Here is a 26,220-nt window from a genome sequence, read left to right on the forward strand (position 1 = left end):
CAACCGGGTTGTCGCCCTAGGATGGCCGCACTATGACCGAATGGCTGCTGGTCCTGACCGGCGTGGGGCTGACGATCGGGACCGCCGTCTTCGTCGCCACGGAGTTCTCCCTGGTGGCCCTCGACCGGCCCACCGTGCAGAAGGCCGTGGACGCGGGGGACACCCGGGCGGAGGTGGTGCTGGGGTCGCTGCGCGGTCTCTCGACCCAGCTGTCCGCCGCCCAGGTGGGCATCACGCTGACGACGTTGGTGCTCGGGTTCCTGGCCACCCCGTCGCTCGGAGCCCTGCTCGAGACGCCCCTGCACGCCCTGGGGCTGCGGGGCTCCACCCTCGACTCGGTGGCTGCGGTCCTGGCGCTGGTCATCGCCACGCTCTTCTCGATGGTCTTCGGTGAGCTCCTGCCGCAGTTCCTCGGCATCTCCGCCCCGCTCGCGACGGCCAAGGTCGTGGCGATGCCGGTCCGCGGGTTCGCCGTGGTCGCCCGTCCGCTGATCTTCGTGCTGAACGGCTCGGCCAACCTCTTCCTGCGGGCGCTGGGCATCACCCCTCAGGAGGAGCTGTCGGGCGCCCGCACCCCGCAGGAGCTCGCCTCCCTGGTGCGACGCTCTGCCGAGGCAGGCACCCTCGACGCGGGCACCGCGCGCCTGGTCACCAAGTCGCTCGGGTTCGGCGAGCAGACCGCGGCCGACGTGATGAGCCCGCGGGCCCGGGCCTCGTCGATCGAGCGGACCGCCACCGCCGAGGACGTCGTGCGGCTCGCCCGCCGCACCGGGCACTCCCGCTTCCCGGTGACGGGGGAGGACTGGGACGACATCGACGGCGTCGTCCACGTGAAGCGCGCCATCGCGGTGCCGCACGAGCGCCGGCGGGACGTGCCGGTGTCGGCGCTCATGGTGCCGCCGCTGCTCGTGCCGGAGACGATCCGCCTCGACCCGCTGCTGCTGATGCTGCGCGAGCACGGGCTCCAGCTGGCCATCGTCGTCGACGAGTACGGCGGAACGGCGGGCATCGTCACGCTGGAGGACGTCGTCGAGGAGATCGTCGGGGAGGTGTCCGACGAGCACGACGTGTTCCGCACCACCGGGCGACAGTTCACCGACGGCTCATGGACGGTGCCGGGGTTGTGGCGACCCGACGAGGTGCGCGAGCGGCTGGGCGCCGTCGTCCCGGACGGTCCGGCCTACGAGACGACCGGCGGCTTCGTGATGGCCGACCTCGGCCGCATCCCCGCGGTCGGCGACAGCGTCTCGATCGACGGGTGGGACATCACCGTGCTCGCGATGGACGGCATGCGGGCCGACCGGCTGCGCTTCGTCCCGACGGTCGACCACGACGCCGACGAGGCAGGACGCGGCCGGGCTGCACCCGGCGGCGCGACCGCAGCGGGCAGCGGCACCGCGTCGGGCGGCGGCACCGCAGCGGGCGGCGGCACCGCGTCGGGCGGCGGCACCCCGCCCGGCGGCCGCTCGGTCACCGCTGGCGGCCGGCCCGCGGAGGATCCCCGATGAGCGGCGTCGCGATCTGGGTCACGATCCTGCTGCTGCTCCTCAATGCGTTTTTCGTCGGCGCGGAGTTCGCCGCGATGGCAGCCCGCCGCTCCACGCTGGAGCCGTTGGCGGCCAACGGTTCCCGGCGTGCGCAGGTCTGCCTCGACGCACTCGAGCAGATGGGCTCCCTCCTCGCCTGCGCCCAGCTCGGCATCACCGTCTGCTCGGTGCTGCTGGGTGCCATCTCCGAGGCCGCCCTGCACCACGCCCTCGAGCCGGTCGTGCACCACCTGGGGCTGCCCGAGGGGGTCACCGACGGCCTGGCCCTCGCCCTCGCGCTCCTCATCGTGGTCTACCTGCACGTCGTCGTGGGCGAGATGATCCCCAAGAACCTCGCGCTCGCAGGCCCCGAGCGCTCGGCTCTGGTGCTGGTGCCGGTGCTGCTCTACATCACCCGGGCGCTGCGGCCGATCATCGCCGTCATGGAGTCGCTCGCGAAGGCGCTGGTGCGGCTCTTCCGGGTTGAGCCCAAGGACGAGATCACCTCCGCGTTCACCGTGGAGGAGGTCGAGCACATCCTCGCCGAGAGCCATCACGAAGGGCTGATCGAGGAGGGTCAGCACGGCCTGGTCGGGGCCGCCCTCGAGTTCAGCGACAAGGACGCCGTCGACGTCGCCGTGTCGCTGTCCGACCTGGTCACCCTGCCCCTCACGGCGACCCCGGACGACGTCGAGCGGCTCGTCGCCAAGCGCGGCTTCTCCCGCTACCCGATGCTCGACCGGGCCGGCGAGCTCAGCGGCTACCTCCACCTCAAGGACGTGCTCTACGCCGACGACACCGAGCGTGACATCGCGGTGCCGGTGAAGCGAGTGCGCAAGCTGGCCACCGTGCAGGCCGCCGACGAGGTCGAGGAGGTCCTGCGCACCATGCAGCGCACCGGTTCGCACCTGGCACGGGTGGTCGACCCGGAGGGCACCGACATCGGGGTGGTCTTCCTCGAGGACGTCATCGAGGAGCTGGTCGGCGAGGTCACCGACGCCTCACAACGCTGACCCCGTCCGGACCCGCCGTCAGGCACGTCGACGTGGTGGCAAATCGACCGTTCCACGCCTTCGGGGGTCGATCTGCCACCACCTCGACGCCAAGATGGCGCGCCAACCGTCGCACCATCGCGACGCGTCGCGCAGGGTTGAAGTAGTCGCGTTTGGTGAGCTCGACGTACTTCCAGTCGTCGTCCTCGACCAGCAGCCGCCGCGATATGTCGTCGTCGCCTCGGTCGAAGGTGCCGAAGTGATGACGTCCTTGATACTCACCGACCACCTTCTGGTCCCTCCAGACGAAGTCGCCCCGGCAGACGAACCCGGACCCGTCCGCCGCGGTGATCTCACCATTGAGCTCCGGCTCAGGCAGCCCGTACCGAGCGAACAGCAACCGCACCCGGCTCTCCATCGCCGACTCGGAGCCGATCCGCACCCAGCGGAGTGCCTCACGGAGGCTCCGAACTCCCCGCACCGCGCCGCGGCGCTCCAGGACACGGTGCAACAGGTCCACGGAACCAGCACGGCGGGCGATCTGGTCACCGATGACCACGAGGTCCTCGATGCCCAACACCGAACCCAGGTCGACCCAGACATCAACGCCGGCAACGACTCGAAGTCCGGCCACCGTGGTCACGCGTCTGGACTCCAGACCTCTGTGGGCGCGGACCTGAGGGCGGTCGACAGGGTTGCGGTTCGACGTGCGGCAGACGTGCAGGGGCAGCGCGTGCTCATGGCTGCGAGGCAGGGTGAAACCGTGAAGCAGCGCAGCTGTGCAGTGCGAGAAGGCGGCGTCGCCCGGAAGGACGAGCGCCGCTGCCCGGGCGATGGCCAGGCTGGCTGGACGAACCGTAGGGGCCCCGTTGCCGGTCTCGTCGGCGACGGATCCGCCCGTGTCGCCAGCCAGCTGCCGCACTCCATGCAGCGGTCGGACCAGATCGGACCCTCGGAGGCGGCCTTTCCCGACGCCGTGTGTGCGTGCCTGCGCCACGGTGAAGGCACCGGCAGCCAGGACGGGAGGTAGTCGAGTGCGTGGTGACGGCATCCGCCCATGATGGCGAGGCGCCGACACACCGAGGCCGAGTCATCCACAGGCCACCCCGACGAGGTGGAAGAACGCGCCTTGGAGTGGCTGGAAGCGCACTTTGGCACCCGCTCGAGAGAAGGCGAGAGGCCCTGCCGCAGCAGGGCCTCTCCATGGTGCCCCCGGCAGGATTCGAACCTGCGCTCCCGCCTCCGGAGGGCGGTGCTCTATCCCCTGAGCTACGGGGGCGGACACGTGCGCCCCGCGAAGGAGGCGCCCGCAGAGGTTAGCAGCCTAGGGTGGCTCCCATGGAACGCGGGGGACTCGTCTACGTCTGCGACGACACGGCGCAGATCCGCCGGCTCATCCGCGTCAACCTCGAGCTGGAGGGCTACGAGGTCCGGGAGGCGGGTGACGGCGAGGAGCTGGTGGCGGCGCTGCACGATCTCGAGACCCTGCCAGGGGTGATCACGGTCGATGCGCAGATGACCCCCCGCGACGGGTGGTGGACCATCGCCCACATCCGGGCCGACCCACGACTGGCCCACATCCCGGTGATCATGGTGACCGCGTCGGTCCAGCAGCACGACCGGGCGCAGGCCCAGGGCTCGGGACTCGACGCCTTCCTCGCCAAGCCGTTCGACCCCGACCACCTGCTCGACCTCGTCTCGGGCTTCATGGCCGAGGGAAGGGCGCACACGCCCGCGCCCTAGACTTTGGCGGGTGACTCCCGAAGAGCTCTCCGCAGCCATCCGCACCGCCCTCACCGAAGCCGTCGCCGCCGGCGACTTCACCGTGGACGTGCCCGCGGAGGTCCGCGTGGAGCGACCCAGGAACCGGGACCACGGCGACTGGTCCACCAACGTCGCGCTCCAGCTGGCCAAGGCTGCCGGTATGCCGCCGCGCGACGTCGCGACCAAGCTCGCCGAGCGCCTGGGCCGGGTCGCCGGCGTCAAGGCCGTCGACATCGCCGGGCCGGGCTTCCTCAACATCACCCTTGATGCCGCGTCGGCGGGCGAGCTGGCCCGCACCATCGTCGAGGCCGGTGAGGCTTACGGCCGCAACGACTCCGAGGCCGGTCACGTCATCAACGTCGAGTTCATCTCGGCCAACCCGACCGGACCGCTGCACCTCGGGCACACCCGGTGGGCCGCGCTCGGCGACGCCATGAGCCGGCTGCTCACGGCGTCGGGGGCGACGGTCACGACGGAGTACTACATCAACGACGCGGGCGCGCAGATGGACAAGTTCGGCGCGTCGGTCCTGGCCAGCGCGAAGGGCGAGCCCACGCCCGAGGGTGGCTACCCGGGTGCCTACGTCGACGACCTGGCCGCCACCGCGCTCGCCGCGCGGCCGGACCTGCTCGACCTGCCGGACGACGAGGCGCTGGCCGAGGCCCGCCGGCTCGGGTACGTCGCGCAGCTGCAGGACATCAAGGACACCCTCGCCGACTTCGGCGTGCACTTCGACGTGTGGTTCTCCGAGGCCGAGCTGCACGACTCGGGCGCGGTCGAGCAGGCCGTCGCGAGGCTGCGCGAGCAGGGGCACGTCTACGACTCCGAGGGTGCGGTGTGGCTGCGCACCACGGACTTCACCGACGACCGCGACCGGGTGATGGTCCGCGCGAACGGCGAGCCGACCTACTTCGCCGCCGACGCGGCCTACTACCTGTCCAAGAAGGACCGCGGCTTCGACGAGAAGATCTACCTGCTGGGTGCCGACCACCACGGCTACATCAACCGGCTCAAGGCGATCGCGGCCTGCGCCGGTGACGACCCCGAGCACAACATCGAGGTCCAGATCGGCCAGCTGGTCAACCTCGGCGGCGCCAAGCTGTCCAAGCGGGCCGGCAACATCATCGAGCTGCGCGACCTGATCCGCTGGATCGGCACCGATGCGATCCGTTACTCCCTGTCGCGCTACCCGGCCGACAGCCCGCTGTCGCTCGACGGCGAGGAGCTGCGCAAGAAGACCAACGACAACCCGGTTTTCTACGTGCAGTACGCCCACGCCCGCACCTCCAACGTGGCCCGGCTGTCGGCAGAGGACGGCGTGGTGCGCGGCGAGGGCTTCGACCCCTCGTTGCTCACCGACCCGACCGAGGCGGCGCTGCTCGCGATCCTCGGTGACTTCCCCCGCGTGGTGGCCCAGGCGGCGCACCTGCGCGAGCCGCACCGGGTGGCGCGCTACCTCGAGGACCTCGCCGGCCACTTCCACAAGTGGTACGACACCTGCCGGGTCCGGCCGATGAGCGCCGACGAGGAGATCACCGACCTGCACCGGACGCGGCTGTGGCTCAACGACGCGACGCGCCAGGTGCTCGCCAACGGTCTCGACCTCCTCGGAGTCTCGGCACCCGAGCGGATGTGACCCCGGCCGCGCCGGCCGCGGGACAGTGGGTCCCGGACGCCGACAGGCGCGGGACGACGGAGCCGGAAAGGCAGGCAGCAGATGCGCGCTCACGAGGCGGGAGCCCTCCATGCCGAGGGGTATGGCGGGCCGCCGCACTGGTTGCCCTGGCCCACCGACGTCATGGAGCTGCTGCCGCAGCTGTGGCCGCAGACCGTAGACCGCGATGAGCAGGGTCGCCTGACGGTCGGAGGCCTCGACGTGGTGAGCCTCGCACGCGAGTTCGGCACGGCGGCATACGTCATCGACGAGGCTGACTTCCGGGCGCGGGCCCGGGCGTTCCGCGACGAGTTCGGCGCGCCGTTCGCCGAGCTCGGTGGGGTGGACGTGTTCTACGCCGGCAAGGCGTTCCTCTGCACGGAGGTCGCGCGCTGGGTCGCCGACGAGGGCCTCAGCCTCGACGTCTGCTCCGGTGGCGAGCTGGCCGTCGCGCAGCGTGCGGGCTTCCCTGCGGAGCGGATCGGGTTGCACGGCAACAACAAGTCGACCGCCGAGATCCGTCAGGCACTGTCCTACGGGGTCGGCCGGATCGTCGTCGACTCGTTCGACGAGATCGACCGGATCGTGGGCGTCGCCGCCGAGCTCGGGGTCCGGGCGCCGGTGATGGTCCGCGTCACGGTGGGCGTGGAGGCGCACACCCACGAGTTCATCGCGACGGCCCACGAGGACCAGAAGTTCGGCTTCTCGCTCGCCGGCGGACAGGCGGCCGAGGCCGTCGCGCGGATCGTCGCGCAGCCCGACCACCTCGAGCTGTTGGGGCTGCACTCCCACATCGGGAGCCAGATCTTCGACACCTCGGGGTTCGAGGTCTCGGCGCGCCGGCTGATCGGCCTGCACGCGGAGGTCGCGCGCGTGCACGGGATCCACCTGCCCGAGCTCGACCTCGGTGGCGGTTACGGCATCGCCTACACCTCGGAGCACACGCCGTTGGAGCCCGGGCAGCTCGGCGAGCAGATGGCCGACCTGGTGCAGCGCGAGCTCAAGGCAGTCGGCGACGGCAGCCCCGACACCCCGACGCCACGGATCTCCATCGAGCCCGGCCGGGCCATCGTCGGACCGAGCACCTTCACCCTCTACGAGGTGGGCACGGTCAAGGACGTCGACCTGGGCGGGGGAGCCAAGCGCACCTACGTGTCGGTCGACGGCGGGATGAGCGACAACATCCGCACCGCCCTCTACGACGCCGACTACTCGTGCACCCTCGCCAGCCGCCGCTCCGACGCGAAACCGCGACTGGCCCGCGTGGTCGGGAAGCACTGCGAGAGCGGCGACATCGTCGTGATGGACGAGTACCTGCCCGACGACATCGCCCCCGGCGACCTGGTCGCGGTGCCGGGCACCGGCGCCTACTGCCGCAGCATGGCCAGCCAGTACAACCACACCCCCCGGCCCCCGGTCGTCGCGGTGCGGGACGGCCGGGCGCGGGTGCTCGTCCGTCGCGAGACGGTCGACGACCTGCTGGCCCTCGACCAGGGCTGAGGCCGACGGAGGACAGGACACGCCGCCGAAATCGGCCGAAGGCCGCAAGATCGACGGCGTGACGTGTCCTCGGTCGAAGAACGTCCGGATGACGGGACAATGGCCGTCCACGACATGGACACCGGGCACCATGGTCCGGACGGCGAGGCCCCACGGTGGGCGCGAGGAGCAGTGGTGAGCGAGAACCAGCAGGTCACGCAGGAGGCGCCCCTCAGGGTTGCCCTCCTCGGGTGCGGGGTGGTCGGGTCGTCGGTGGCCCGGATGCTCGTCGAGCACGGTGACGACCTCGCCGCACGCGTGGGGCGCCGTCTCGAGCTGGTGGGCATCGCCGTCCGCCGTGCGGGCAAGGACCGCTCCGACCTGCCCGTCGACCCTGCGCTGTTCACGACCGACGCCGAGTCCCTGGTCACCCGGGCCGACATCGTCGTGGAGGTGATCGGGGGGATCGAGCCGGCCCGCAGCCTGATCGAGCTGGCGATGAAGAGCGGTGCCTCGGTGGTGTCCGCCAACAAGGCCCTGCTGGCCGAGGCCGGTCCGGCGCTCTACGCGGAGGCGGCCGAGCACGGGGTCGACCTCTACTACGAGGCCGCGGTCGCCGGCGCGATCCCGATCCTGCGCCCGATCCGCGAGTCGCTCGCGGGTGACGAGGTGCGCAAGGTGCTCGGGATCGTCAATGGCACCACCAACTACGTGCTCGACAAGATGGACACGACCGGTCAGGGCTTCGCCGAGGCGGTCGAGCAGGCGCAGGCGCTCGGCTACGCAGAGGCCGACCCGACAGCTGACGTCGAGGGGTTCGACGCAGCGGCCAAGGCCGCCATCCTGGCCTCCCTCGCCTTCCACACCCGCGTGTCCAGCGACCAGGTCTACCGCGAGGGCATCACCGAGGTGAGCGCTGCGGACGTGCAGGCTGCCCGCGAGATGGACTGCGTGGTCAAGCTGCTCGCGATCTGCGAGCGCACCGAGACGATCGGCTCCGACGGCCGCTCGACGGCCGGGGTGAGCGTCCGCGTGCACCCGGCGATGATCCCGAGGTCGCACCCCCTCGGCGGCGTCCGAGACGCGTTCAACGCCGTCTTCGTCGAGGCCGACGCCGCGGGTCAGCTGATGTTCTACGGCAAGGGTGCGGGGGGCGACCCCACTGCCAGCGCGGTCCTGGGCGACGTCGTGGCGGTGGCCCGTCATCGCGTCGGCGGAGGCCGCGGCCACGGTGAGAGCGCCTACGCCGACCTGCCCGTGCTCGAGATGGGCCAGGCGCTCACGAGGTACCACATCAGCCTCGACGTCGCCGACCGTCCGGGTGTCCTCGCGCAGGTCGCGACCTCGTTCGCCGAGCACGCCGTGTCGATCGAGACCGTGCGCCAGCACATCATCGCGGCCGACCCGGACGGGCCCGACGGCGACGCGGGGGAGACCCGTGCGAACCTCATCGTCGTGACCCACACCGCCCCCGACGCCGCGCTGTCCGCGACCGTCCGTGCCCTGTCCGGTCTCGACACGGTGCGTGAGGTCGTGTCCGTGATGCGGGTGGAGGGCGCCTGATGCCCAGCCTGTGGCGCGGCGTGATCCGCGAGTATGCCGACCGCCTCCCGATGCTCGAGGGCGCACCGGTGGTGACCCTCCAGGAGGGCGGCACCCCGCTCGTGCCGGCCGAGCACCTGTCGGAGCTCACCGGCGCCGAGGTGTACGTGAAGTACGAGGGGCTCAACCCCACGGGGTCGTTCAAGGACCGCGGGATGACCGCCGCGATCTCGATGGCGGCCAAGCACGGGGCCAAGGCGGTGATCTGCGCGTCGACGGGCAACACCAGTGCCAGCGCCGCGGCATACGCGACGAAGGCAGGCATGGCCTGCGCGGTGCTCGTGCCCGAGGGCAAGATCGCCATGGGCAAGCTCAGCCAGGCGATCGCGCACGGCGCGACGCTGCTCCAGGTGGACGGCAACTTCGACGACTGCCTGACCCTGGCCCGCAAGCTCGCCGAGGCCTACCCGGTGGAGCTGGTCAACTCGGTCAACCCGGCCCGCATCGAGGGCCAGAAGACCGCGTCCTTCGAGGTCGTCGACGCGCTCGGCGACGCCCCCGACATCCACTGCCTCCCGGTCGGTAACGCCGGCAACATCACCGCCTACTGGAAGGGCTACCGCGAGTACCACCGCAGCAGCGAGCAGCCCGGCCCGGCGACGCGGCTCCCGCAGATGTGGGGCTTCCAGGCCGCCGGTGCCGCGCCGATCGTGCTCGGCCACCCGGTCGACGAGCCCGACACCATCGCCACCGCGATCCGCATCGGCAACCCCGCGTCGTGGCAGCAGGCCGAGGCCGCGCGCGACGAGTCGGGCGGGCGCATCGAGTCGGTGACCGACGAGCAGATCCTCACGGCCCACCGCATCCTCAGCGCCCGCGAGGGCATCTTCGTCGAGCCGGGTTCGGCGGCATCCGTCGCCGGCCTGCTGCAGGCCGCCGAGGCCGGGCAGGTCCCGGCCGGGGCGACCATCGTCTGCACCGTCACCGGGCACGGGCTCAAGGACCCGCAGTGGGCGCTGCGCAACGCCGACGGCTCCGACGTCGCCCCGACCCGGGTGCCGGTCGACGCGTTCACCGCGGCGCGGGCGCTGGGTCTGCAGGACTGATGCGCGAGGTGGTCGTCGGCAGCTCCGTGCGGGTGCGGGTGCCGGCCAGCAGCGCGAACCTCGGGCCGGGTTTCGACTCCGTCGGGCTAGCCCTCGGGCTCTGGGACACCTGCACCGCCACCGTCACCGACCACCCCGGGATCACCGTGGACGTCGAGGGCCAGGGGGCCGCCGAGGTGCCCCGCGACGCCAGCCACCTGGTGGTGCGCACCATGCTGCGCGCCTGGGACGAGCTCGGGGTCAGCGCCCCAAGGGGACTGCACCTGAGCTGCCACAACGAGGTGCCCCACGGCCGTGGGCTCGGCTCGTCAGCGACGGCGATCGTCACCGGAATCGTTGCCGCGCAAGGACTTGCGGAGGTATGCCGCGGGGTCGCCATCGAGCTCGACCGCACCTTCACGAACGACCTGGCGGCCCGGCTCGAGGGCCACCCCGACAACTCCTCCGCCTCCGTCTACGGCGGCCTGACCCTGTCGTGGTCGGATGCGCCGGAGCTGGGCACCCGCACGCTCCGGCTCCAGCCGCACCCGGAGGTCCGACCGCTGGTGTTCGTGCCGGCCGCGCAGCTGTCGACCGCCAAGGCCCGCTCCGTCCTCCCGACGCAGATCCGGCACGGCGACGCGGCCCTGAACTCCGCCCGGGCGGCGCTGCTCGTCCTGGCGCTGACCAGCCACCCTGAGCACCTGCTCGACGCGACCCGTGAGTGGTTGCACCAGGAAGCGCGCAGGGACTCCTTCGCCGCGTCCATGGGGCTGGTCGACTCCCTGCGTGCGGCCGGGCACGCCGCGGTGGTGTCGGGCGCCGGTCCGTCGGTCCTCGTGCTCGTGAGGGGAGCCGAGGGGGCCGCGGTCGCAGGCATGGCCGGCGACGACTGGACGGTCCTCGACCCCGGTGTGCCCGCCGTGGGCGCTCAGGTCGAGGACGTGACTCCGGCGACACCGGCGACCTGAGCGCGGCCGGTCGCAGGCCGACACGAGCCCGGCGGGATGGGTGGACAGTGGGGGGCCACGGTGCCAACGGTGTTACATTGTGAGCGCACTCGCAGCCGATGCCTCCTCTTGCGCATCCAGCAGCGGACTGCAACCCACCACATGTCGGCGGCCTTGGTGCTGCCACGCCTCCCTGTGCCGCATGTGGCTCCATCGGTCAGCACTGCTGACCCAAGCACCGGACCGGGATCTGAACACCGGCCGCGAACGAGGGGGAAGGATCCTTCGTGACAGACACCACCACGCTCGACACTGCGGGTTCGCAGGACGAGAAGCCGCGCCGCTCCGGTGCTCTCAGCACCATGAAGGTGGCCGAGCTCCAGGGCCTGGCCGCGAGCATGGGCATCACCGGCACGGCCAAGATGCGCAAGGGCGACCTCGTCACCGCCATCAAGGACCGGCAGTCGGGCACGGGCGCACCGACCCGGCGCACCGCACCGCAGCAGGAGCGACCGGCGCGAGCCGAGACGCCCGCAGCAGAGCAGCCGACCCGCAGCGAGGGCACCGAGCGTCGGGACGCCGCACCGGCCCGTGAGGCCTCCGAGCGCAGCGACGCGGGAGACCGGCCGGCCCGGACCCGTGGCGGCCGTGGCCAGCAGGACGACCGCCAGCGCGGTGACCGTGGCCAGCAGGACGACCGCCAGCGCGGTGACCGTGGCCAGCAGGACGACTCCCAGCGCGGTGACCGTGGCCAGCAGGACGACTCCCAGCGCGGTGACCGCCAGCGCGGTGACCGTGGCCAGCAGGACGACCGCCAGCGCGGTGACCGTGGCCAGCAGGACGACTCCCAGCGCGGTGACCGCCAGCGCGGTGACCGTGGCCAGCAGGACGACTCCCAGCGCGGTGACCGCCAGCGCGGTGACCGTGGCCAGCAGGACGACCGCCAGCAGGACGAGCGCAACCGGGACCAGCAGGGTGGCCGCACCCAGGGCGGCCGGGACCAGGGCGACCGCAACCAGGGCGCCCAGGACGACCGTGACCAAAGTGGTCGCAACCAGACCCAGAACCAGCAGGGTTATGACGACGACGGCGAGGGTCGTGGCGGTCGCCGCCGCAACCGCAACCGGAACCGCAACCGCGACAAGCGCGGACAGCGCGGCGACTACGGCAACGACTACGACAGCGAGCCGATGCTCGAGGAGGACGACGTCCTGGTGCCGGTCGCCGGCATCCTCGACGTCCTCGACAACTACGCCTTCGTCCGCACCTCGGGCTACCTGCCGGGCCCCGGTGACGTCTACGTGCCGCTGGGCATGGTCAAGAAGAACGGCATGCGCAAGGGCGATGCCGTCACCGGTGCCGTCAAGGCACAGCGCGAGGACGCACCACAGAACCAGCGACAGAAGTTCAACGCGCTGGTGCGGCTCGACACCGTCAACGGCATGTCCGCCGAGGATGCCCGCAAGCGCATCGAGTTCGGCAAGCTCACGCCGCTCTACCCGCAGCAGCGCCTGCGGCTCGAGACCGACCCGAGCCTGCTGACGACCCGGGTGATCGACCTGGTCGCACCCATCGGCAAGGGCCAGCGCGGGCTGATCGTGGCCCCCGCCAAGGCTGGCAAGACGATGGTCATGCAGGCCATCGCCAACGCCATCACGACCAACAACCCTGAGTGCCACCTCATGGTCGTCCTCGTCGACGAACGACCCGAAGAGGTCACCGACATGCAGCGGGCCGTCAAGGGCGAGGTCATCTCCTCGACCTTCGACCGCCCGGCGGAGGACCACACGACGGTGGCCGAGCTGGCCATCGAGCGGGCCAAGCGCCTGGTCGAGATGGGTCACGACGTGGTCGTGCTGCTCGACTCGATCACCAAGCTGGGGCGCGCCTACAACCTCGCCGCCCCTGCGAGTGGCCGGATCCTGTCCGGTGGGGTCGACTCGGCTGCCCTGTACCCGCCCAAGAAGTTCTTCGGCGCGGCCCGCAACATCGAGAACGGCGGCTCGCTGACGATCCTGGCCACCGCGCTCGTGGAGACCGGCTCGCGGATGGACGAGGTGATCTTCGAGGAGTTCAAGGGCACCGGCAACATGGAGCTCAAGCTCGACCGTGGCCTGGCCAACCGCAGGATCTTCCCCGCGGTCGACATCAACAACTCGGGCACCCGCAAGGAGGAGATCCTCCTGTCGGGCGACGAGCTGAAGATCATGTGGAAGCTGCGCCGGGTGCTCGCTGCGCTCGACCAGCAGCAGGGCATCGAGCTGCTGATCGACCGGTTGAAGAAGACCAAGAGCAACATCGAGTTCCTGATGCAGGTGCAGCAGAGCTCGTCGATCCGCCTCGACGACGACGACCGGGACTGAGCCCGGCGCGGTCCAATCCGTGAGGGGTCCGGCGCCGAAGAGGTGCCGGACCCCTTCACGCGTGTCGGTGGGTTTGCTGTGCTGTGCCGCCGCTGTGCGGGATGAGCGGGGAAAACGGCTGCCGAAGCCCTACATTTGATGCAGGTCCGCGCATTTGCATCCCAACGAAAGGAATCACCAGTGACCACCGGTGAGGGAATCCGAGTGCTCGTCGCCGACGACGACCCGGACATCCGCGACCTCGTCGAGTTCAAGCTCTCCCAGGCTGGCTACGCCGTGCAGGCCGTCGGCGACGGGCTGAGTGCCTGGGAGGCGTTCCAGGCGGAACCCCCGGCACTGGTGATCCTCGACGTCATGATGCCGGGACTCTCCGGCATCGACGTTCTGCGCAAGATCCGCGAGAGCGGGGACGCCTCGGTGCCCGTGCTGCTGCTGAGTGCCAAGTCGCGCGACAGCGACGTCGACACCGGTTTCGCCGTCGGCGCCGACGACTACGTCATCAAGCCGTTCAGCCCACGGGAGCTGCTGCACCGCGTCAACGGGATCCTGGCCCGCGTCAGGTGAGCGCGCGCGGCATCCTGTGGGCCTCCTCGGCCCTGGTCCTGCTCACGTGCGTCGCCCTCGTCCTGGTGATCGTCTCCACCAAGGTGACGCGCACCCTGCGCGACCGGCGGACTCATGCGCTCGTCGCGCCGCACCGCCCAGCGCTGCTCGCCGTCGCGTCGGGGGAGGACGACGACGGCAGCGCCCGCGATGCCCTCATCGCCGTGGACGGACCGGCTCGTGACGCGCTCGACGACGTGGTCGTCGAGCTGCTGGAGAAGGTCCGGGGGGCGCCGGCCGAGGAGCTGGCCGCGGTCCTGCTCGCCCACGGCGCGGTCGACCGGGCACCGCACGACCTGGTGCACCGCAGCACCATCCGCCGTGCCCGGGCCGCCCACGTGCTGGGGCTGTGCCGCGTCGGCGCGGCCCTCCCGCTGGTCGTCGAGGCGCTGAAGGACCCCGCTCCCGAGGTGCGGGTCGCGGCCACCCGGGCGCTCGGGCGGCTGGGTCAGCCGAGCGCGGCACCGCCCCTGCTGGCCGCGGTCGGAGCGGACCGGGTGGTCCCCGCGGGCCCGGCCGCGGACGCGCTGGAGGGGATGGGAGTCGGCATCGCCGACGCGCTGCGCGACGGACTGCTGGCGGTCAGCCCCACGACCCGCACGGTCGCGGCATACCTCAGCGGTGAGGGCAGCTTCACCCGCTCGATCGACGTGCTCCGGCTCTCACTCGCCACCGACGAGGACACGACGGTCCGCGCCGCAGCGGCCGTGGCGCTGGGTCGGATGGGCCGCCCCGCCGACGTCGCCGTCCTCCTGCAGGGGACGGACCCCGATGAGCCCAGCTCGCTGCGCCGTGCGTGTGCCGAGGCGCTCGCCGACCTCGGCGACCCCGGTGCCGTCGAAGGGCTGCAGGGGCTGCTCGCCGACCCCGACCCGAGGCTCGCCGAGATCGCCGCGACGTCGCTGCTGCGCCTCGGCCCGGTAGGCCGCGCGGCCCTCGACCAGGCGCCGGCCAACGCGAGCACGGAGACGGCCAGGGCCCTGGCCCGGCTGCAAGGGCACCCCGCATGAGCGTCGATGGTGTCCTCGAGGGACTGCGGTCGGCAGTCGTCTGGCTGATGGACGTCACGTCCGTGCCGATCCTCGTCTACTTCACCGTCATCAACCTGTCCTACCTCACGCTGATCGTGCTGGCGGCCATCGACTTCCGGGCCCAGCACCGGCGCCGTGAGGCGGTCGTCGAGACCTTCGGGGGAGCGCTGACCCCCGGGGTGTCCCTGCTGGTCCCGGCCTACAACGAGGAGGTCGGCATCGTCACCTCGGTGCAGGCCATCCTCTCGCTGCGCTACCCGCGCCACGAGGTCGTCGTCATCGACGACGGGAGCACCGATGGCACCTTCGAGCGGCTCCGCGCCGCCTTCGACCTGGTCGCCATCCCACGGGAGATCCCGCGGGACGTGCCGATCCGGGCGCGCATCATCGACGTGCACGTGCCCAGCGACGGTCGCACCCGGCTCGTCGTGGTCCGCAAGGAGAACTCCGGTCGGTCCGAGGCGCTCAACGTCGGCATCAACGCCGCCAGCGAGCCGCTCATCGCGATGATCGACGCCGACTCGATCCTCGAGCCCGACGCCCTCCTGCGGGTCACCCAGCCGTTCGCCGACGACCCGATCCGGATGGTCGCCGCGGGTGGGGCGATCCGGCCGGTCAACGGCAGCCGGGTGGTCTCGGGTCGCATCGTCCGCGTCCAGATGCCCCAGCAGTGGCTGGCCCGGATCCAGGTCGTCGAGTACCTCCGGGCCTTCCTCCTCGGCCGCACGGGCTGGTCGCGGTTCGGGGCGCTCATCCTGATCAGCGGTGCGTTCGGCCTGTTCCGCCGGGACGTGATCGTCGACGCCGGAGGGCTCGACCCCGACAGCATCGGTGAGGACTTCGAGCTGGTGCTGCGGATCCACCGGCGGCTGCACGACGAGGGTCGCGACTACCGCGTCGGGTTCGTGCCCGAGCCGGTGCTGTGGACCGAGGTCCCGTCCACCCTCAAGGTGCTGCGCAACCAGCGTCGACGCTGGCACCGCGGACTGTGGGAGACGCTGTGGGCCTACCGGGGGATGCTCCTGCGCAAGCGTTACGGCAAGGTCGGCATGGTCGCCCTGCCGTACTACTGGGTCTTCGAGCTGTGCGCGCCGCTGCTCGAGTTCTTCGGGATCCTCATCGTCCCGCTCGCGGTGTTCCTCGGGGTCGTCAACATCCCCTACGCGATCCTCTTCCTGGTGCTGGCCTACGGCCTCGCGGTCCTGGTCACCCTCTCGGCGATGGCGGCCGAGGAGTGGTCGTTCCACCGGCACGAGCGGTGGCGCGACCTGTGGCTGACCCTCCTCGCCTCGGTGCTCGAGAACATCGGCTACCGCCAGCTGACGGTGTGGTGGCGGCTGGAGGGCTGGTGGGCGAGCCTGCGCCGCAAGCAGCAGGTCTGGGGCGTCATGACGCGCACCGGCTTCGACGACGGTGCAGCGTGAGCGGGGAGGGTTCGACGCCATGCGGGTGATGTCCAGCCGCTCCGTCTCCGGCCAGCTCCGGATCCTCGGGCTGGCACTGCTCCTGCTCTTCCCGATCGTGGCCGCAGCGTCGTTGTCGAGCCTGGTCAGCCAGGGCCGTGACATCGACCGGCTCACCCTGGCCTACGGCCCCGCCTTCGACGCGAACAACGCGGTCCTGATCGACATGACCGAGGCCAACGCGGGCTGGAGCCAGCTGGTCGGTGGGTCGGCGCCGCTGACCCGCTACCGCCTCAAGCGCGACGTCGTCGCCGACGACCTGGCCGGCATCGAGCGGGCGCTGGGGTCCGATGCGCTGCGCGAGACGGACCGGACCAGGTATGCCGCGTTGCTGGCCACCCAGCGCCAGGCCATCGAACGCTGGTTCGACGCAGCCGAGGCCGCCGAGGACGGCATGTCCGGCACGCTGTCGCAGCGGGCCGTGCTCGAGGCCGCGGCGATCGACGACTTCCGGTTGTTCCGCGACAGCAACCGCGACTTCTACGACGCGGTCCGACTCCAGCGCGACGCCGCGCGGGATGCGTCGCGGTCGTCCGTGCAGCTGGTCGTCACCATCGTCGGGATCACCGCCCTCGTGGCCATGGGCATCGTGCTCGGTGGGTGGCGGCTGCTGCACGGGTCGGTCACCGGCCCCCTGGAGCGTCTGCGGGCCGTGGTGGAGCGCCAGCGGGACGGCGACCGTGAGGCGCAGGCGGACACCGACTCCGGGGCCGACGAGGTGCGCAGCCTGGCCGCCGACTTCAACGGGCTGACCCGCTCAAACCAGGTGCTCCTGGAGCAGCAGTCGCTGGTGCTGCTGGCCCACCAGCTGGCCCTGGACGTCGCCAGAGGGGTGCACAGTGCCCCCGATGTCGACACAGCCCTCGAGACGGTCGGCGCCATGCTCGGTGAAGGGCTGTCGGTCGACCGGGTGCTGCTCTACACGCACGACGACACCGGGGCGATCACCCAGCGCAACCAGTGGCACCGCTACGACCTGCCTGACCTGCCGGCCCTGCCACCCTCGCTGGCGCGGGAGGTCAAGGACGTCGGTGACGAGCTGCGCCGCCAGGGCAGCGTCTTCGTGCTGTCGGACTTCCTCCACCCTGACGTGCAGGCGCAGGACCGCGCCCAGCGGTTCTACCGCGCCACCAGTGCCAAGTCGATCCTGATGGTCCCGGTCGGGGTCGGCGAGCAGGGGCTCGGCGTGCTGTCGCTGATGACCGTGGACAACCCCCGGCGGTGGCGCCGCTACGAGATCCAGGCCGTCCAGCAGTGCGCCGGCTACGTCGCCCAGGCGATCGTCGACCTGCGGCTGCGGGAGATGCGCGAGAAGCAGGTCGAACAGCTGACCGCGCTGGACCGCCAGAAGACCGACTTCATGGCGACCGTGTCGCACGAGCTGCGCACCCCGCTCACCTCGATCAACGGCTATCTCGAGCTGCTCCAGGACGGTGACTACGGGACGCTCGCCCCGGAGCAGCTCGACGCCCTCGACATCGTGGGGCGCAACGCCCAACGCCTCCGCGGCCTGATCGAGGACCTCCTCGTCCTCAACAAGATCGAGGCGACCGGCCTCCAGTCCTCCACCGAGGACGTGGAGGTGGACGAGCTGGTGGCCGGGGTCGCCGACCTGCTGCGGCCGGTGGCCGACGCGGCCGGGGTGTCGCTCGTGGTGGACGACGTCGACCCCGCGCTGAGCATCCGGGTCGACCGGGGGCAGCTCGAGCGCAGCCTGATCAACCTGGGCTCGAACGCCGTGAAGTTCACCCCCGCGGGTGGACGGGCCACGATCACCGCGGGCCAGGTCGACGACCGCGTGGTGATCAGGGTCGCCGACACCGGCATCGGCATCCCCGAGAAGGACCTGCCCGACCTCTTCGACCGGTTCTTCCGCGCCTCGAACGCCACGGCCGCCGCGATCCCCGGCACCGGCCTCGGCCTGGCGATCGTCCGGGCCATCGTCGAGGGCCACGGCGGGGAGCTCCAGGTCGACTCGGTCGAGGACGAGGGGACGACGATGACAGTCCTGCTCCCCGTGGGGAATGGCCGGCCGGTCGCCACCGTTTAGGAGATGTGCGCCGCTCTCTGGCACACTTGACTGCTGACCGGTTCACGGCACGGGGTCCCGCAACGGACGCCCGGGCAGCCCGCCCAGCCGACCCGGCCACATTGACTCAAGGAGCACGTTTTGCGCAAGGACATCCACCCCGAGTACGTCGAGACCACGGTGAGCTGCACCTGTGGGGCCACGTTCACCACTCGCAGCACCGCGATCTCCGGCCAGATCCGCGCCGAGGTGTGCTCGCAGTGCCACCCGTTCTACACCGGCAAGCAGAAGATCCTCGACACCGGTGGCCGCGTGGCCCGGTTCGAGGCCCGCTACGGCAAGAAGGCCGCTGCCGAGAGCAAGTAGCTTTCCCGATGCGCCGGTCCTGACCCCCTGGGGTCGGGGCCGGCGCACTGCTTTTCCCGCACCACCTGTTCTTTCTGCACCAACCCGTGTCCCGAGGAGCCGTCATGTTGGAGTCCGCCGCCGCGCTGGTCCAGGAGCACCACGACCTCGAGCAGCAGCTGGCCGACCCCGCGGTGTTCGCCGACCAGGACCTCGTGCGCACCCTCAACAAGCGGTATGCCGCGCTGGCACCGACCGTCGCGGCATACCACGCGTGGCACGCGGCGACCGACGACCTGGCAGCTGCCCGCGAGCTGGCCACGGAGGACGAGGGCTTCGCGGCGGAGGTGCCGTCGCTGGAGGCGCGGCTCGCGGAGACCGAGGACACCCTGCGGCGGCTGCTCGTGCCGCGCGACCCCGACGACGACCGCGACGTGATCCTCGAGGTCAAGGCGGGTGAGGGCGGCGAGGAGTCGGCGCTGTTCGCCGGCGACCTGCTCCGGATGTACCTGCGCCATGCCGAGCGGCGGGGCTGGAAGACCGAGGTGATCGACGCGACCGAGTCCGACCTCGGTGGCTACAAGGACGTCCAGGTGGCCGTGAAGGCCAAGGGCACGCCCGGGCCGGGGGAGGCTCCCTGGGCGCGACTCAAGTACGAGGGCGGGGTGCACCGCGTGCAGCGGGTGCCCGTCACGGAGTCGCAGGGACGGATCCACACCTCCGCGGCCGGGGTGCTGGTCATGCCCGAGGCCGAAGAGGTCGAGATCACCATCGACCCCAACGACCTCAAGATCGACGTCTACCGCAGCTCCGGGCCGGGCGGGCAGTCGGTCAACACCACCGACTCGGCCGTGCGCATCACCCACCTGCCCACCGGCGTCGTGGTGTCGTGCCAGAACGAGAAGAGCCAGCTCCAGAACAAGGAGTCGGCGATGCGTGTGCTGCGCGCCCGGCTGCACCAGCTCGCCCAGGACGCCGCCGACGCCGAGGCCAGCGCTGCCCGGCGCAGCCAGATCCGCACCGTCGACCGCAGTGAGCGGATCCGCACCTACAACTTCCCGGAGAACCGCATCTCCGACCACCGCACCGGCTACAAGGCCTACAACCTCGACGCGGTCCTCGACGGCGACCTCGACCCGATCGTGCAGTCCGCCGTCGACGCCGACGAGGCAGCTCGGATGGCTGCCGTCGCCGAAGGACCCGACGCGCGGTGACGACGTTCCGTCGTGAGGTGGTCAGGGCGACGGCCGCCCTCGCCGACGATGGAGTGCCGTCGCCCGAGGCGGATGCCCTGGCCCTGGCCGCCTTCGTCCTCGGCAGCGACGTCGCCGACGTCCGGCGACGGATGGTGATGCTCGACGAGGCGGACGCCGGCTTCCTGGACCGGTATGCCGGCCTGGTCGCCGAGCGCCGCTCGCGGATCCCGTTGCAGCACCTGACCGGCCGAGCCGCCTTCCGACACCTGGAGCTCGCGGTCGGGCCGGGGGTGTTCGTGCCACGGCCCGAGACGGAGTTCGTCGCCGGGCTCGCGATCGAGGCAGCAGCCCTGCTGGACGCGCCGGTCGTCGTGGACCTGTGCACCGGCTCGGGTGCCATCGCCCTCGCCGTCGCCGACGAGGTGCCTGCCGCGACCGTGCATGCGGTGGAGCTGGGTCGCGAGGCCCATGCCTGGGCGGCGCGCAACGTCGCCGCGACCGGGTTGGGCGTCGAGCTGCGCGAAGGCGACGCCACGGACGCGTTCCCCGAGCTCGAGGGCTCGGTCGACGTGGTGGTGAGCAACCCTCCCTACATCCCGCTGGGGATGGTGCCGCTGGACCCGGAGGTGCGCGACCACGACCCCGAGCTGGCGCTGTACGGCGGCAGCGAGGACGGCCTCGCCATCCCCCTGGCCGTGGCCGCTCGGGCGGCATCCCTCCTGCGGCCGGGTGGTCTCCTCGTCATGGAGCACGCCGACAGCCAGGGCGTGAGCCTGCCCCGGGCCCTGGAGCGCACGGGGGTCTGGGCCGACGTGGCCGACCACGACGACCTGACCGGACGCCCGCGCGCCACCACCGCCCGCCGCGCCTGAGTCAGCTCAACAGGTAGAACCGCCAGAAGCCGAAGTCCTCGATGGGCAGCACCTCGAAACCGGCGAAGCCGGCTTCCTGCGCGTAGCGACGCAGGGTCGCGGGCCGCATCACGGTGCCGGTCCCGACACTCCCCGGAGCCGACAGGCCGTCGGGCAGGCAGACCAGCAGGCTGAAGCCGTACATCACCCGCTCGAGCTCGTCACCGTCCGGCGCGAACTCGTCGGCGACGGCCTCGTCCATCACCACCACGAAGCCTCCCGGGGCCAAGGAGGCCCGGGCTGCGGCCAGCACCTCGACCGGCCGGGGCATGTCGTGCACGCACTCGAAGGCGAACGCGGCAGCGAACCGGCCGGGCGGCATACCGGCTGCGTCGCCGGCGGTGAAGCCGACGCGGTCGGCGACACCTTCGCGCTCGGCGTTGGTGGTGGCCATCGCGACGGATGGTGCGTCGATGTCGAAGCCCTCGACCCGTGCCTCGGGGTAGGCCCGGGCGAGCGCGATGCTCGACCAGCCACCGCCGCAGCCGATGTCGGCCAGGACCGCACCCGGCACGGACAGCGCCTCGTGCACTCGGGGGACTCCGGCGAGCGCGTCGGCGAGCCGGTGCTGGTACCAGGGCCGGTTGCCGTCGGCCTGGGACTCACGGGCATCGGTGCCGAGCTGGTCCCAGCTGACCCCTCCACCGGTGCGGTAGGCCTCGAGCAGCTGGGGGAGCTGGGGGCCGACAGCGGCGAACATGCGGCCGAACGGCGCGAGGTAGCTGAGGCTCGACTGGTCGGTCATCACCTCGGCCGTCGCCGCGGGGATGGCGTAGACGCGCGAGTCAGGGTCGTCGGCCGGGTGGTCGAGCCGGAGGAAGCCGGTCACCGCCTGCTGCTCCAACCACTCCCGGGCATAGCGCGGGTGGGTGGCGGTCCGCTCGGCCAGCTGGGGAGCGGTCGCGGGACCGTCCGTCACGAGGCTGCGATACCAGCCGAGCCGGTCGCCCAGGAAGATCGAGAGGATGTCGACGGTGCCGAGCAGGGCGCCGAAGATCCGCTCGGCGAGCTCGTCGGTGGTCGGCTCGGGCACGTCAACCGGCCTGCACGGCCGTGACGAGCTCCCGCTGGCGGCGTTCGGCGCGGCGGAAGTCCTCGACGAAGTAGCTCATGTCGAACCAGGTGTGGAAGGCGCGACCGAGCCTGCTCGGCCCGAGGACCCGCGCGTCGCCCCGACGCACCAGGTCGGGGAACGAGGTCCGCCCGAGCAGCCAGCGGTGCAGCTGCGCGGTGTCGGCCTCGACGGCCAGGTCGACGTCGTGCCCCTGGTCGTCCTTGCAGACCGTCGCCCCGGACCGGCTCAGCTCGAGCCAGCCCTCGGCTGCCCCGTGCCCGGTGGTCACCACGTGCACGATCGTGCGCTGGGGCGGGAGCTTGGTGGGTATGGCGTGCTGGTGCAGGCGCCAGATCAGCGACAGCCCGTCGCAGTCGGCCTCGCTGGGGTCGCCGAACACCCACTCGGCCGCCCAGTGACCCATCGCCCAGACGACCGGAGTCAGGGCCAGGCCCGACTCGGTGAGCAGGTAGGCACCGGCCCGCCCGCGGCCGCTGACCTCGCGCTCGACCAGACCGAGCCGCTCGAGCTGTCGCAGCCGCTGCGACAGCAGGGTGCGGCTGACCCGGGGGATGCCGCGGTGGATCTCGTTGAAGCCAGTCGCCCCGACCATCAGCTCCCTGATCACCAGGGGCGTCCAGCGGTCGCCGAGCACGTCGACCGCCATCGAGATCGGGCAGTAGTCACCGCCCCGTTCGCTCATTGCTCCATGGTGCACCGCTCCGCCGCGTGGGGGTAGTACGAAACCTGTACCCGTCGCTGTGCGGCGTGCGCCCTCCCGGTGTCGGGGTTGCCCCGGTTCGGGTGGCTCCGCCGGGGATCCGGGAATCGTTGCAGTGGTACGACATCGCCACTCGTTCGGGACCTGCAGGTGCCCGCATCCTCGGTGCAGCAGGCGGCACAGTGCCGTCGCACGACGAAGGAGCACCACCAGATGTCCAGCACCATCACCAGCACCCCCAGCACCTCTACTTCGACCTCTACTTCGAGCTCTGCCTCGACCTCTGCTTCGACCTCCGCGACCGTGGTCGACCTCGCTGCCGTGAAGGCGAAGCAGCAGAAGACCTGGTCCAGCGGCGACTTCTCCGTGGTCGCGTCGCGGATCGTCCTGGCCAGCGAGCAGCTCGCCGAGCGCGCCGACCTCCGCGCCGGGTGGACCGTCGTCGACGTGGCCTGCGGCAACGGCAACGCGACGCTCGCCGCCGCGCGGTCCGGCACGCACGCCATCGGTGTCGACTACGTGCCGGCCCTCCTCGAGGACGGCCGCGGCCGGGCGCTCGCCGAGGGCCTCGACGTCGAGTTCCGGGAGGGCGACGCCGAGGCCCTGCCGCTCGCCGACGACTCGGTCGACGCCGTCCTCAGCGTCTTCGGGACGATGTTCGCTCCCGACCACCAGCGCACCGCCGACGAGATCGTGCGGGTGGCGCGTCCCGGGGGCACCGTGGGCCTCGTCTCCTGGACGCCGTCCGGCTTCATCGGACAGCTGTTCCGGGTGATCACCTCGCACGTCCCGGCACCGGCCGGGGTGGCCTCCCCACTGCTATGGGGCACCGAGGAGCACCTCGTGGAGCTGTTCGGCTCCGCGGTCGACACCATCGCCTCCCAGGAGCGCGAGTGCGTCTTCCGGTTCACCACCCCGGACGAGTTCGTGACCTTCTTCCGTCGCTGGTACGGCCCCACGCTCAAGGCCTTCGAGGCGCTCGAGCCGGCGGGTCAGGCGGCGCTCGCCGCCGACCTGGCGGACCTGGCCCGCACCTTCGACCGCAACCAGGACGGCGGCAGCATCAGCATCCCGTCGACCTACCTCGAGACGGTGATCTCCCTGCGCTGAGGCGCGCGGAGACGAAAGGAGAAGTCATGTTGATGGTCACCTTCCAGGCCCTGGGCGCGGTCGCCATCGCGCTCGGTCTGCTGGGCACCTGGCTGGCGGCCAGGCGGCGCAGTGGCTGGCTGCTGTGCATCGCCTCCTGCGGGCTCTGGTTCCCCACCCTCTGGTCCGGGGAGCAGTGGGTGGCAGTGGCGAACTGCTTCCTGACGGTGGGGATCTGCCTGCGCAACTTCCGTACCCAGGCACGGTCCGCCCCCGCCGAGGCCTGACCCGCTTCCCCTCACCCGAGTCGTTGAGCGGTCCGACGGTCCTGGTCCGTCGGATCCATCAAAGACTCGGGTGAGGGGGTCGGGGGCGGTGGTCCTAGGCTGGCCACCATGAGCCCGGTCTACGACTGCAGCACCGACGAGGGTCGCCGCGAGGGGGTCGCCAGGGCGGTCGAGGCGGTCCGCGCCGGCGAGGTCGTGGTCCTGCCCACCGACACCGTGTACGGCGTGGGCGCCGACGCGTTCTCGGCCGAGGCGGTGGCCTCGGTGCTCGCCGCCAAGGGGCGCGGCCGCGAGATGCCGCCGCCGGTGCTGGTGCCCAGCGTGCGCACGGTCGACGGCCTGGCCACCGACGTGCCGGCGTGGGCGCGCGACCTGATCGAGGAGTTCTGGCCGGGCCCGCTCACCCTCGTCTTCAAGGCGCAGTCGTCGCTGATGTGGGACCTGGGTGAGACCAACGGGACGGTGGCCCTTCGGATGCCCCAGGACGACATCGCGCTCGCCGTGCTGACCGAGGTCGGCCCGATGGCCGTGACCAGCGCCAACCTCACCGGCCACCCGCCGGCCACCACGGCCACCGACGCCGCCGCCCAGCTGGGCGCCGCCGTGACCGTCTACCTCGACGGGGGCCCGACCACCAGCACCGAGGTCTCGACCATCCTCGACTGCACGGGCGAGGAGTTCGTGGTGCTCCGGGCGGGGGCCATCACCGAGGAGCAGATCCGCGCCGTCCTCGAGCGCACCGAGCCAGACTCCGAGTCCCACGAGGGTGACGAGACGCAGGCAATAGAGTTGCCGGCGGACCAGGACACCGACACCCACGGCACCGACAGCACCCTCCCAGGAGAACCGCATGAGCGCTGACACCTTCTACGGCTCCGACTTCGGCGCCCTCGAGTCCTTCGACCCCGAGATCGCGGGGGTGCTCGTGTCCGAGCTCGACCGCATCCGCGGGGGCCTTCAGCTGATCGCCTCCGAGAACATGTCCAGCCCCGAGGTGCTCACCGCCCTCGGCTCGACGCTGTCCAACAAGTACGCCGAGGGCTACCCGGGCCGTCGCTACTACGGCGGCTGCTCCGAGGTCGACAAGGCCGAGACGCTGGCCATCGACCGGTGCAAGGCCCTCTTCGACGCCGACCACGCGAACGTGCAGCCGCACTCGGGCGCCAGCGCCAACCAGGCCGTCTACGGCGCCTTCATGCAGCCCGGCGACACCATCCTCGCGATGGCCCTGCCGATGGGCGGCCACCTCACCCACGGCACCAAGGTCTCCTTCTCGGGCAAGTGGTTCAACGCCGTCCACTACGGCGTCGACAAGCAGACCGAGGACATCGACTACGCGGAGGTCGAGCGGCTCGCCAAGGAGCACCAGCCGAAGGTGATCCTCGCCGGCGGCTCGGCGATCCCGCGGCTCATCGACTTCGAGTTCTTCCGCAAGCTGGCCGACGAGATCGGCGCGATCTTCTGGGTCGACGCGGCGCACTTCATCGGACTCGTCGCAGGCAAGGCGATTCCGAGCCCGGTGCCACACGCCGACGTCGTCACCTTCACGACCCACAAGGTGCTGCGCGGACCGCGCTCGGGTGCGCTGGTCTGCAAGGAGGAGCACGCCGCGAAGCTCGACAAGGCGGTCTTCCCGATGATGCAGGGCGGCCCACAGATGCACACCATCGCGGCCAAGGCCGTGAACTTCAAGGAGTGCGCGACCCCGGACTACCAGGACTACGCCAAGCGGGTGGTCGAGAACGCCTCCGTGCTGGCCACGGCGTTGGGGGAGAAGGGGATCCGACCCACTACCGGTGGCACCGACACCCACCTGTCGCTGCACGACCTGCAGGGCGTCGGCGTGACCGGCGCCGACGCCGAGGCGCGCTCCGACGCGGCCGGGATCGTCCTCAACAAGAACGCCATCCCGTTCGACCCCCAGAAGCCGAACATCGCCAGCGGCATCCGTGTCGGCACCCCCTGCGTCACTACCCAGGGCATGGGCACCGACGAGATGCGCGAGATCGCCGAGCTGATCGCGAAGGCCGTCACCCAGGGCGACGCCGACCCCGACCACGCGGTCTCCAAGGAGGTCCGCGCGGGGGTCACCGACCTCGTGACCCGCTTCCCGGCATACTCTCGGGGCTGAGTCCC

23 protein-coding genes and 1 tRNA gene are annotated in these 26,220 nt (G+C 71.4%); 20 read left to right on the forward strand and 4 right to left on the reverse strand.

What is annotated here, in order from left to right:
* Nucleotides 1-32: 32 nt before the first annotated feature.
* Nucleotides 33-1,508, forward strand: coding sequence for a hemolysin family protein (locus BLQ34_RS01225; RefSeq protein WP_091780420.1), 1,476 nt, complete (start codon nt 33-35; stop codon nt 1,506-1,508).
* The gene (locus BLQ34_RS01230; protein ID WP_091780423.1) at nt 1,505-2,539 is read left to right on the forward strand and encodes a hemolysin family protein; all 1,035 of its coding nucleotides are present in this window, start codon (nt 1,505-1,507) and stop codon (nt 2,537-2,539) included. Before BLQ34_RS01225 ends, BLQ34_RS01230 begins: the two co-directional genes overlap by 4 nt.
* Here the strand turns inward: BLQ34_RS01230 and BLQ34_RS01235 are convergent.
* Both BLQ34_RS01235 and BLQ34_RS01245 read right to left on the reverse strand, forming a co-directional pair.
* Nucleotides 2,517-3,161, reverse strand: coding sequence for a hypothetical protein (locus tag BLQ34_RS01235; RefSeq protein WP_091780426.1), 645 nt, complete (start codon nt 3,159-3,161; stop codon nt 2,517-2,519). The genes BLQ34_RS01230 and BLQ34_RS01235 overlap by 23 nt on opposite strands.
* Before the next feature lie 561 nt (nt 3,162-3,722).
* A tRNA-Arg gene (locus tag BLQ34_RS01245) sits at nt 3,723-3,797 on the reverse strand.
* 59 nt (nt 3,798-3,856) lie between these two features.
* Between BLQ34_RS01245 and BLQ34_RS01250 the strand changes: the two genes are divergently transcribed.
* From BLQ34_RS01250 to prmC, 14 genes are all read left to right on the forward strand, one after another.
* Nucleotides 3,857-4,261: a response regulator gene (locus BLQ34_RS01250; RefSeq protein WP_091780434.1), complete on the forward strand. Its 405-nt coding sequence runs from the start codon at nt 3,857-3,859 to the stop codon at nt 4,259-4,261.
* Between the two features lie 10 nt (nt 4,262-4,271).
* Nucleotides 4,272-5,918 carry an arginine--tRNA ligase gene (gene argS, locus BLQ34_RS01255; RefSeq protein ID WP_091780437.1) on the forward strand — a complete coding sequence of 549 codons (1,647 nt, stop codon included), beginning with the start codon at nt 4,272-4,274 and terminating at the stop codon, nt 5,916-5,918.
* An 81-nt stretch (nt 5,919-5,999) separates the two neighbouring features.
* A complete protein-coding gene (lysA, locus tag BLQ34_RS01260) occupies nt 6,000-7,436 on the forward strand; it encodes a diaminopimelate decarboxylase (RefSeq protein WP_091780440.1) in 1,437 nt (478 codons plus the stop codon).
* Between the two features lie 174 nt (nt 7,437-7,610).
* On the forward strand, nt 7,611-8,978 hold the full coding sequence (locus tag BLQ34_RS01265) for a homoserine dehydrogenase (protein WP_231961386.1): 1,368 nt from the start codon (nt 7,611-7,613) through the stop codon (nt 8,976-8,978).
* Nucleotides 8,978-10,063, forward strand: a complete 1,086-nt coding sequence (gene thrC, locus BLQ34_RS01270) for a threonine synthase (protein WP_091780443.1) — start codon at nt 8,978-8,980, stop codon at nt 10,061-10,063. Before BLQ34_RS01265 ends, thrC begins: the two co-directional genes overlap by 1 nt.
* A complete protein-coding gene (gene thrB / locus BLQ34_RS01275; RefSeq protein ID WP_091780445.1) occupies nt 10,063-11,013 on the forward strand; it encodes a homoserine kinase in 951 nt (316 codons plus the stop codon). Before thrC ends, thrB begins: the two co-directional genes overlap by 1 nt.
* A 266-nt stretch (nt 11,014-11,279) precedes the next feature.
* Nucleotides 11,280-13,355, forward strand: a complete 2,076-nt coding sequence (rho, locus tag BLQ34_RS01280; RefSeq protein ID WP_091780448.1) for a transcription termination factor Rho — start codon at nt 11,280-11,282, stop codon at nt 13,353-13,355.
* A 180-nt stretch (nt 13,356-13,535) separates the two neighbouring features.
* Nucleotides 13,536-13,919 carry a response regulator transcription factor gene (locus tag BLQ34_RS01285; RefSeq protein ID WP_231961387.1) on the forward strand — a complete coding sequence of 128 codons (384 nt, stop codon included), beginning with the start codon at nt 13,536-13,538 and terminating at the stop codon, nt 13,917-13,919.
* Nucleotides 13,916-14,968 carry a HEAT repeat domain-containing protein gene (locus BLQ34_RS01290; protein ID WP_091780454.1) on the forward strand — a complete coding sequence of 351 codons (1,053 nt, stop codon included), beginning with the start codon at nt 13,916-13,918 and terminating at the stop codon, nt 14,966-14,968. Before BLQ34_RS01285 ends, BLQ34_RS01290 begins: the two co-directional genes overlap by 4 nt.
* On the forward strand, nt 14,965-16,413 hold the full coding sequence (locus tag BLQ34_RS01295; protein WP_091780457.1) for a glycosyltransferase family 2 protein: 1,449 nt from the start codon (nt 14,965-14,967) through the stop codon (nt 16,411-16,413). Before BLQ34_RS01290 ends, BLQ34_RS01295 begins: the two co-directional genes overlap by 4 nt.
* Nucleotides 16,414-16,432: 19 nt before the next feature.
* On the forward strand, nt 16,433-18,502 hold the full coding sequence (locus tag BLQ34_RS01300) for a sensor histidine kinase (protein ID WP_157692846.1): 2,070 nt from the start codon (nt 16,433-16,435) through the stop codon (nt 18,500-18,502).
* A 120-nt stretch (nt 18,503-18,622) separates the two neighbouring features.
* Nucleotides 18,623-18,847 (forward strand): 50S ribosomal protein L31, encoded by a 225-nt coding sequence (gene rpmE / locus BLQ34_RS01305; protein ID WP_091780463.1) that lies wholly within the window; start codon nt 18,623-18,625, stop codon nt 18,845-18,847.
* A 104-nt stretch (nt 18,848-18,951) separates the two neighbouring features.
* Nucleotides 18,952-20,040, forward strand: a complete 1,089-nt coding sequence (prfA, locus tag BLQ34_RS01310) for a peptide chain release factor 1 (RefSeq protein ID WP_091780466.1) — start codon at nt 18,952-18,954, stop codon at nt 20,038-20,040.
* Entirely contained in the window at nt 20,037-20,894 is an 858-nt protein-coding gene (gene prmC, locus BLQ34_RS01315) for a peptide chain release factor N(5)-glutamine methyltransferase (protein ID WP_091780468.1), read from the forward strand. Before prfA ends, prmC begins: the two co-directional genes overlap by 4 nt.
* A gap of 1 nt (nt 20,895) precedes the next feature.
* Here the strand turns inward: prmC and BLQ34_RS01320 are convergent, their stop codons facing one another.
* Together BLQ34_RS01320 and BLQ34_RS01325 are read right to left on the reverse strand one after the other, a co-directional pair.
* A complete protein-coding gene (locus BLQ34_RS01320) occupies nt 20,896-21,966 on the reverse strand; it encodes a class I SAM-dependent methyltransferase (RefSeq protein WP_091780471.1) in 1,071 nt (356 codons plus the stop codon).
* 1 nt (nt 21,967) lies between these two features.
* Nucleotides 21,968-22,690, reverse strand: a complete 723-nt coding sequence (locus BLQ34_RS01325; protein WP_091780474.1) for a winged helix-turn-helix transcriptional regulator — start codon at nt 22,688-22,690, stop codon at nt 21,968-21,970.
* Between the two features lie 231 nt (nt 22,691-22,921).
* On the opposite strand from BLQ34_RS01325, the gene BLQ34_RS01330 reads away from it, so the two are divergent.
* From BLQ34_RS01330 to BLQ34_RS01345, 4 genes are all read left to right on the forward strand, one after another.
* Nucleotides 22,922-23,818 (forward strand): class I SAM-dependent methyltransferase, encoded by an 897-nt coding sequence (locus BLQ34_RS01330; RefSeq protein WP_091789038.1) that lies wholly within the window; start codon nt 22,922-22,924, stop codon nt 23,816-23,818.
* A 26-nt stretch (nt 23,819-23,844) separates the two neighbouring features.
* Nucleotides 23,845-24,084 (forward strand): hypothetical protein, encoded by a 240-nt coding sequence (locus BLQ34_RS01335; protein WP_091780477.1) that lies wholly within the window; start codon nt 23,845-23,847, stop codon nt 24,082-24,084.
* A 108-nt stretch (nt 24,085-24,192) separates the two neighbouring features.
* Nucleotides 24,193-24,945, forward strand: a complete 753-nt coding sequence (locus tag BLQ34_RS01340; RefSeq protein ID WP_091780480.1) for an L-threonylcarbamoyladenylate synthase — start codon at nt 24,193-24,195, stop codon at nt 24,943-24,945.
* Nucleotides 24,935-26,215, forward strand: a complete 1,281-nt coding sequence (locus BLQ34_RS01345; protein ID WP_091780483.1) for a serine hydroxymethyltransferase — start codon at nt 24,935-24,937, stop codon at nt 26,213-26,215. Before BLQ34_RS01340 ends, BLQ34_RS01345 begins: the two co-directional genes overlap by 11 nt.
* Nucleotides 26,216-26,220: the final 5 nt, after the last annotated feature.

This window comes from Pedococcus dokdonensis, assembly GCF_900104525.1.
GTDB lineage: Bacteria > Actinomycetota > Actinomycetes > Actinomycetales > Dermatophilaceae > Pedococcus > Pedococcus dokdonensis.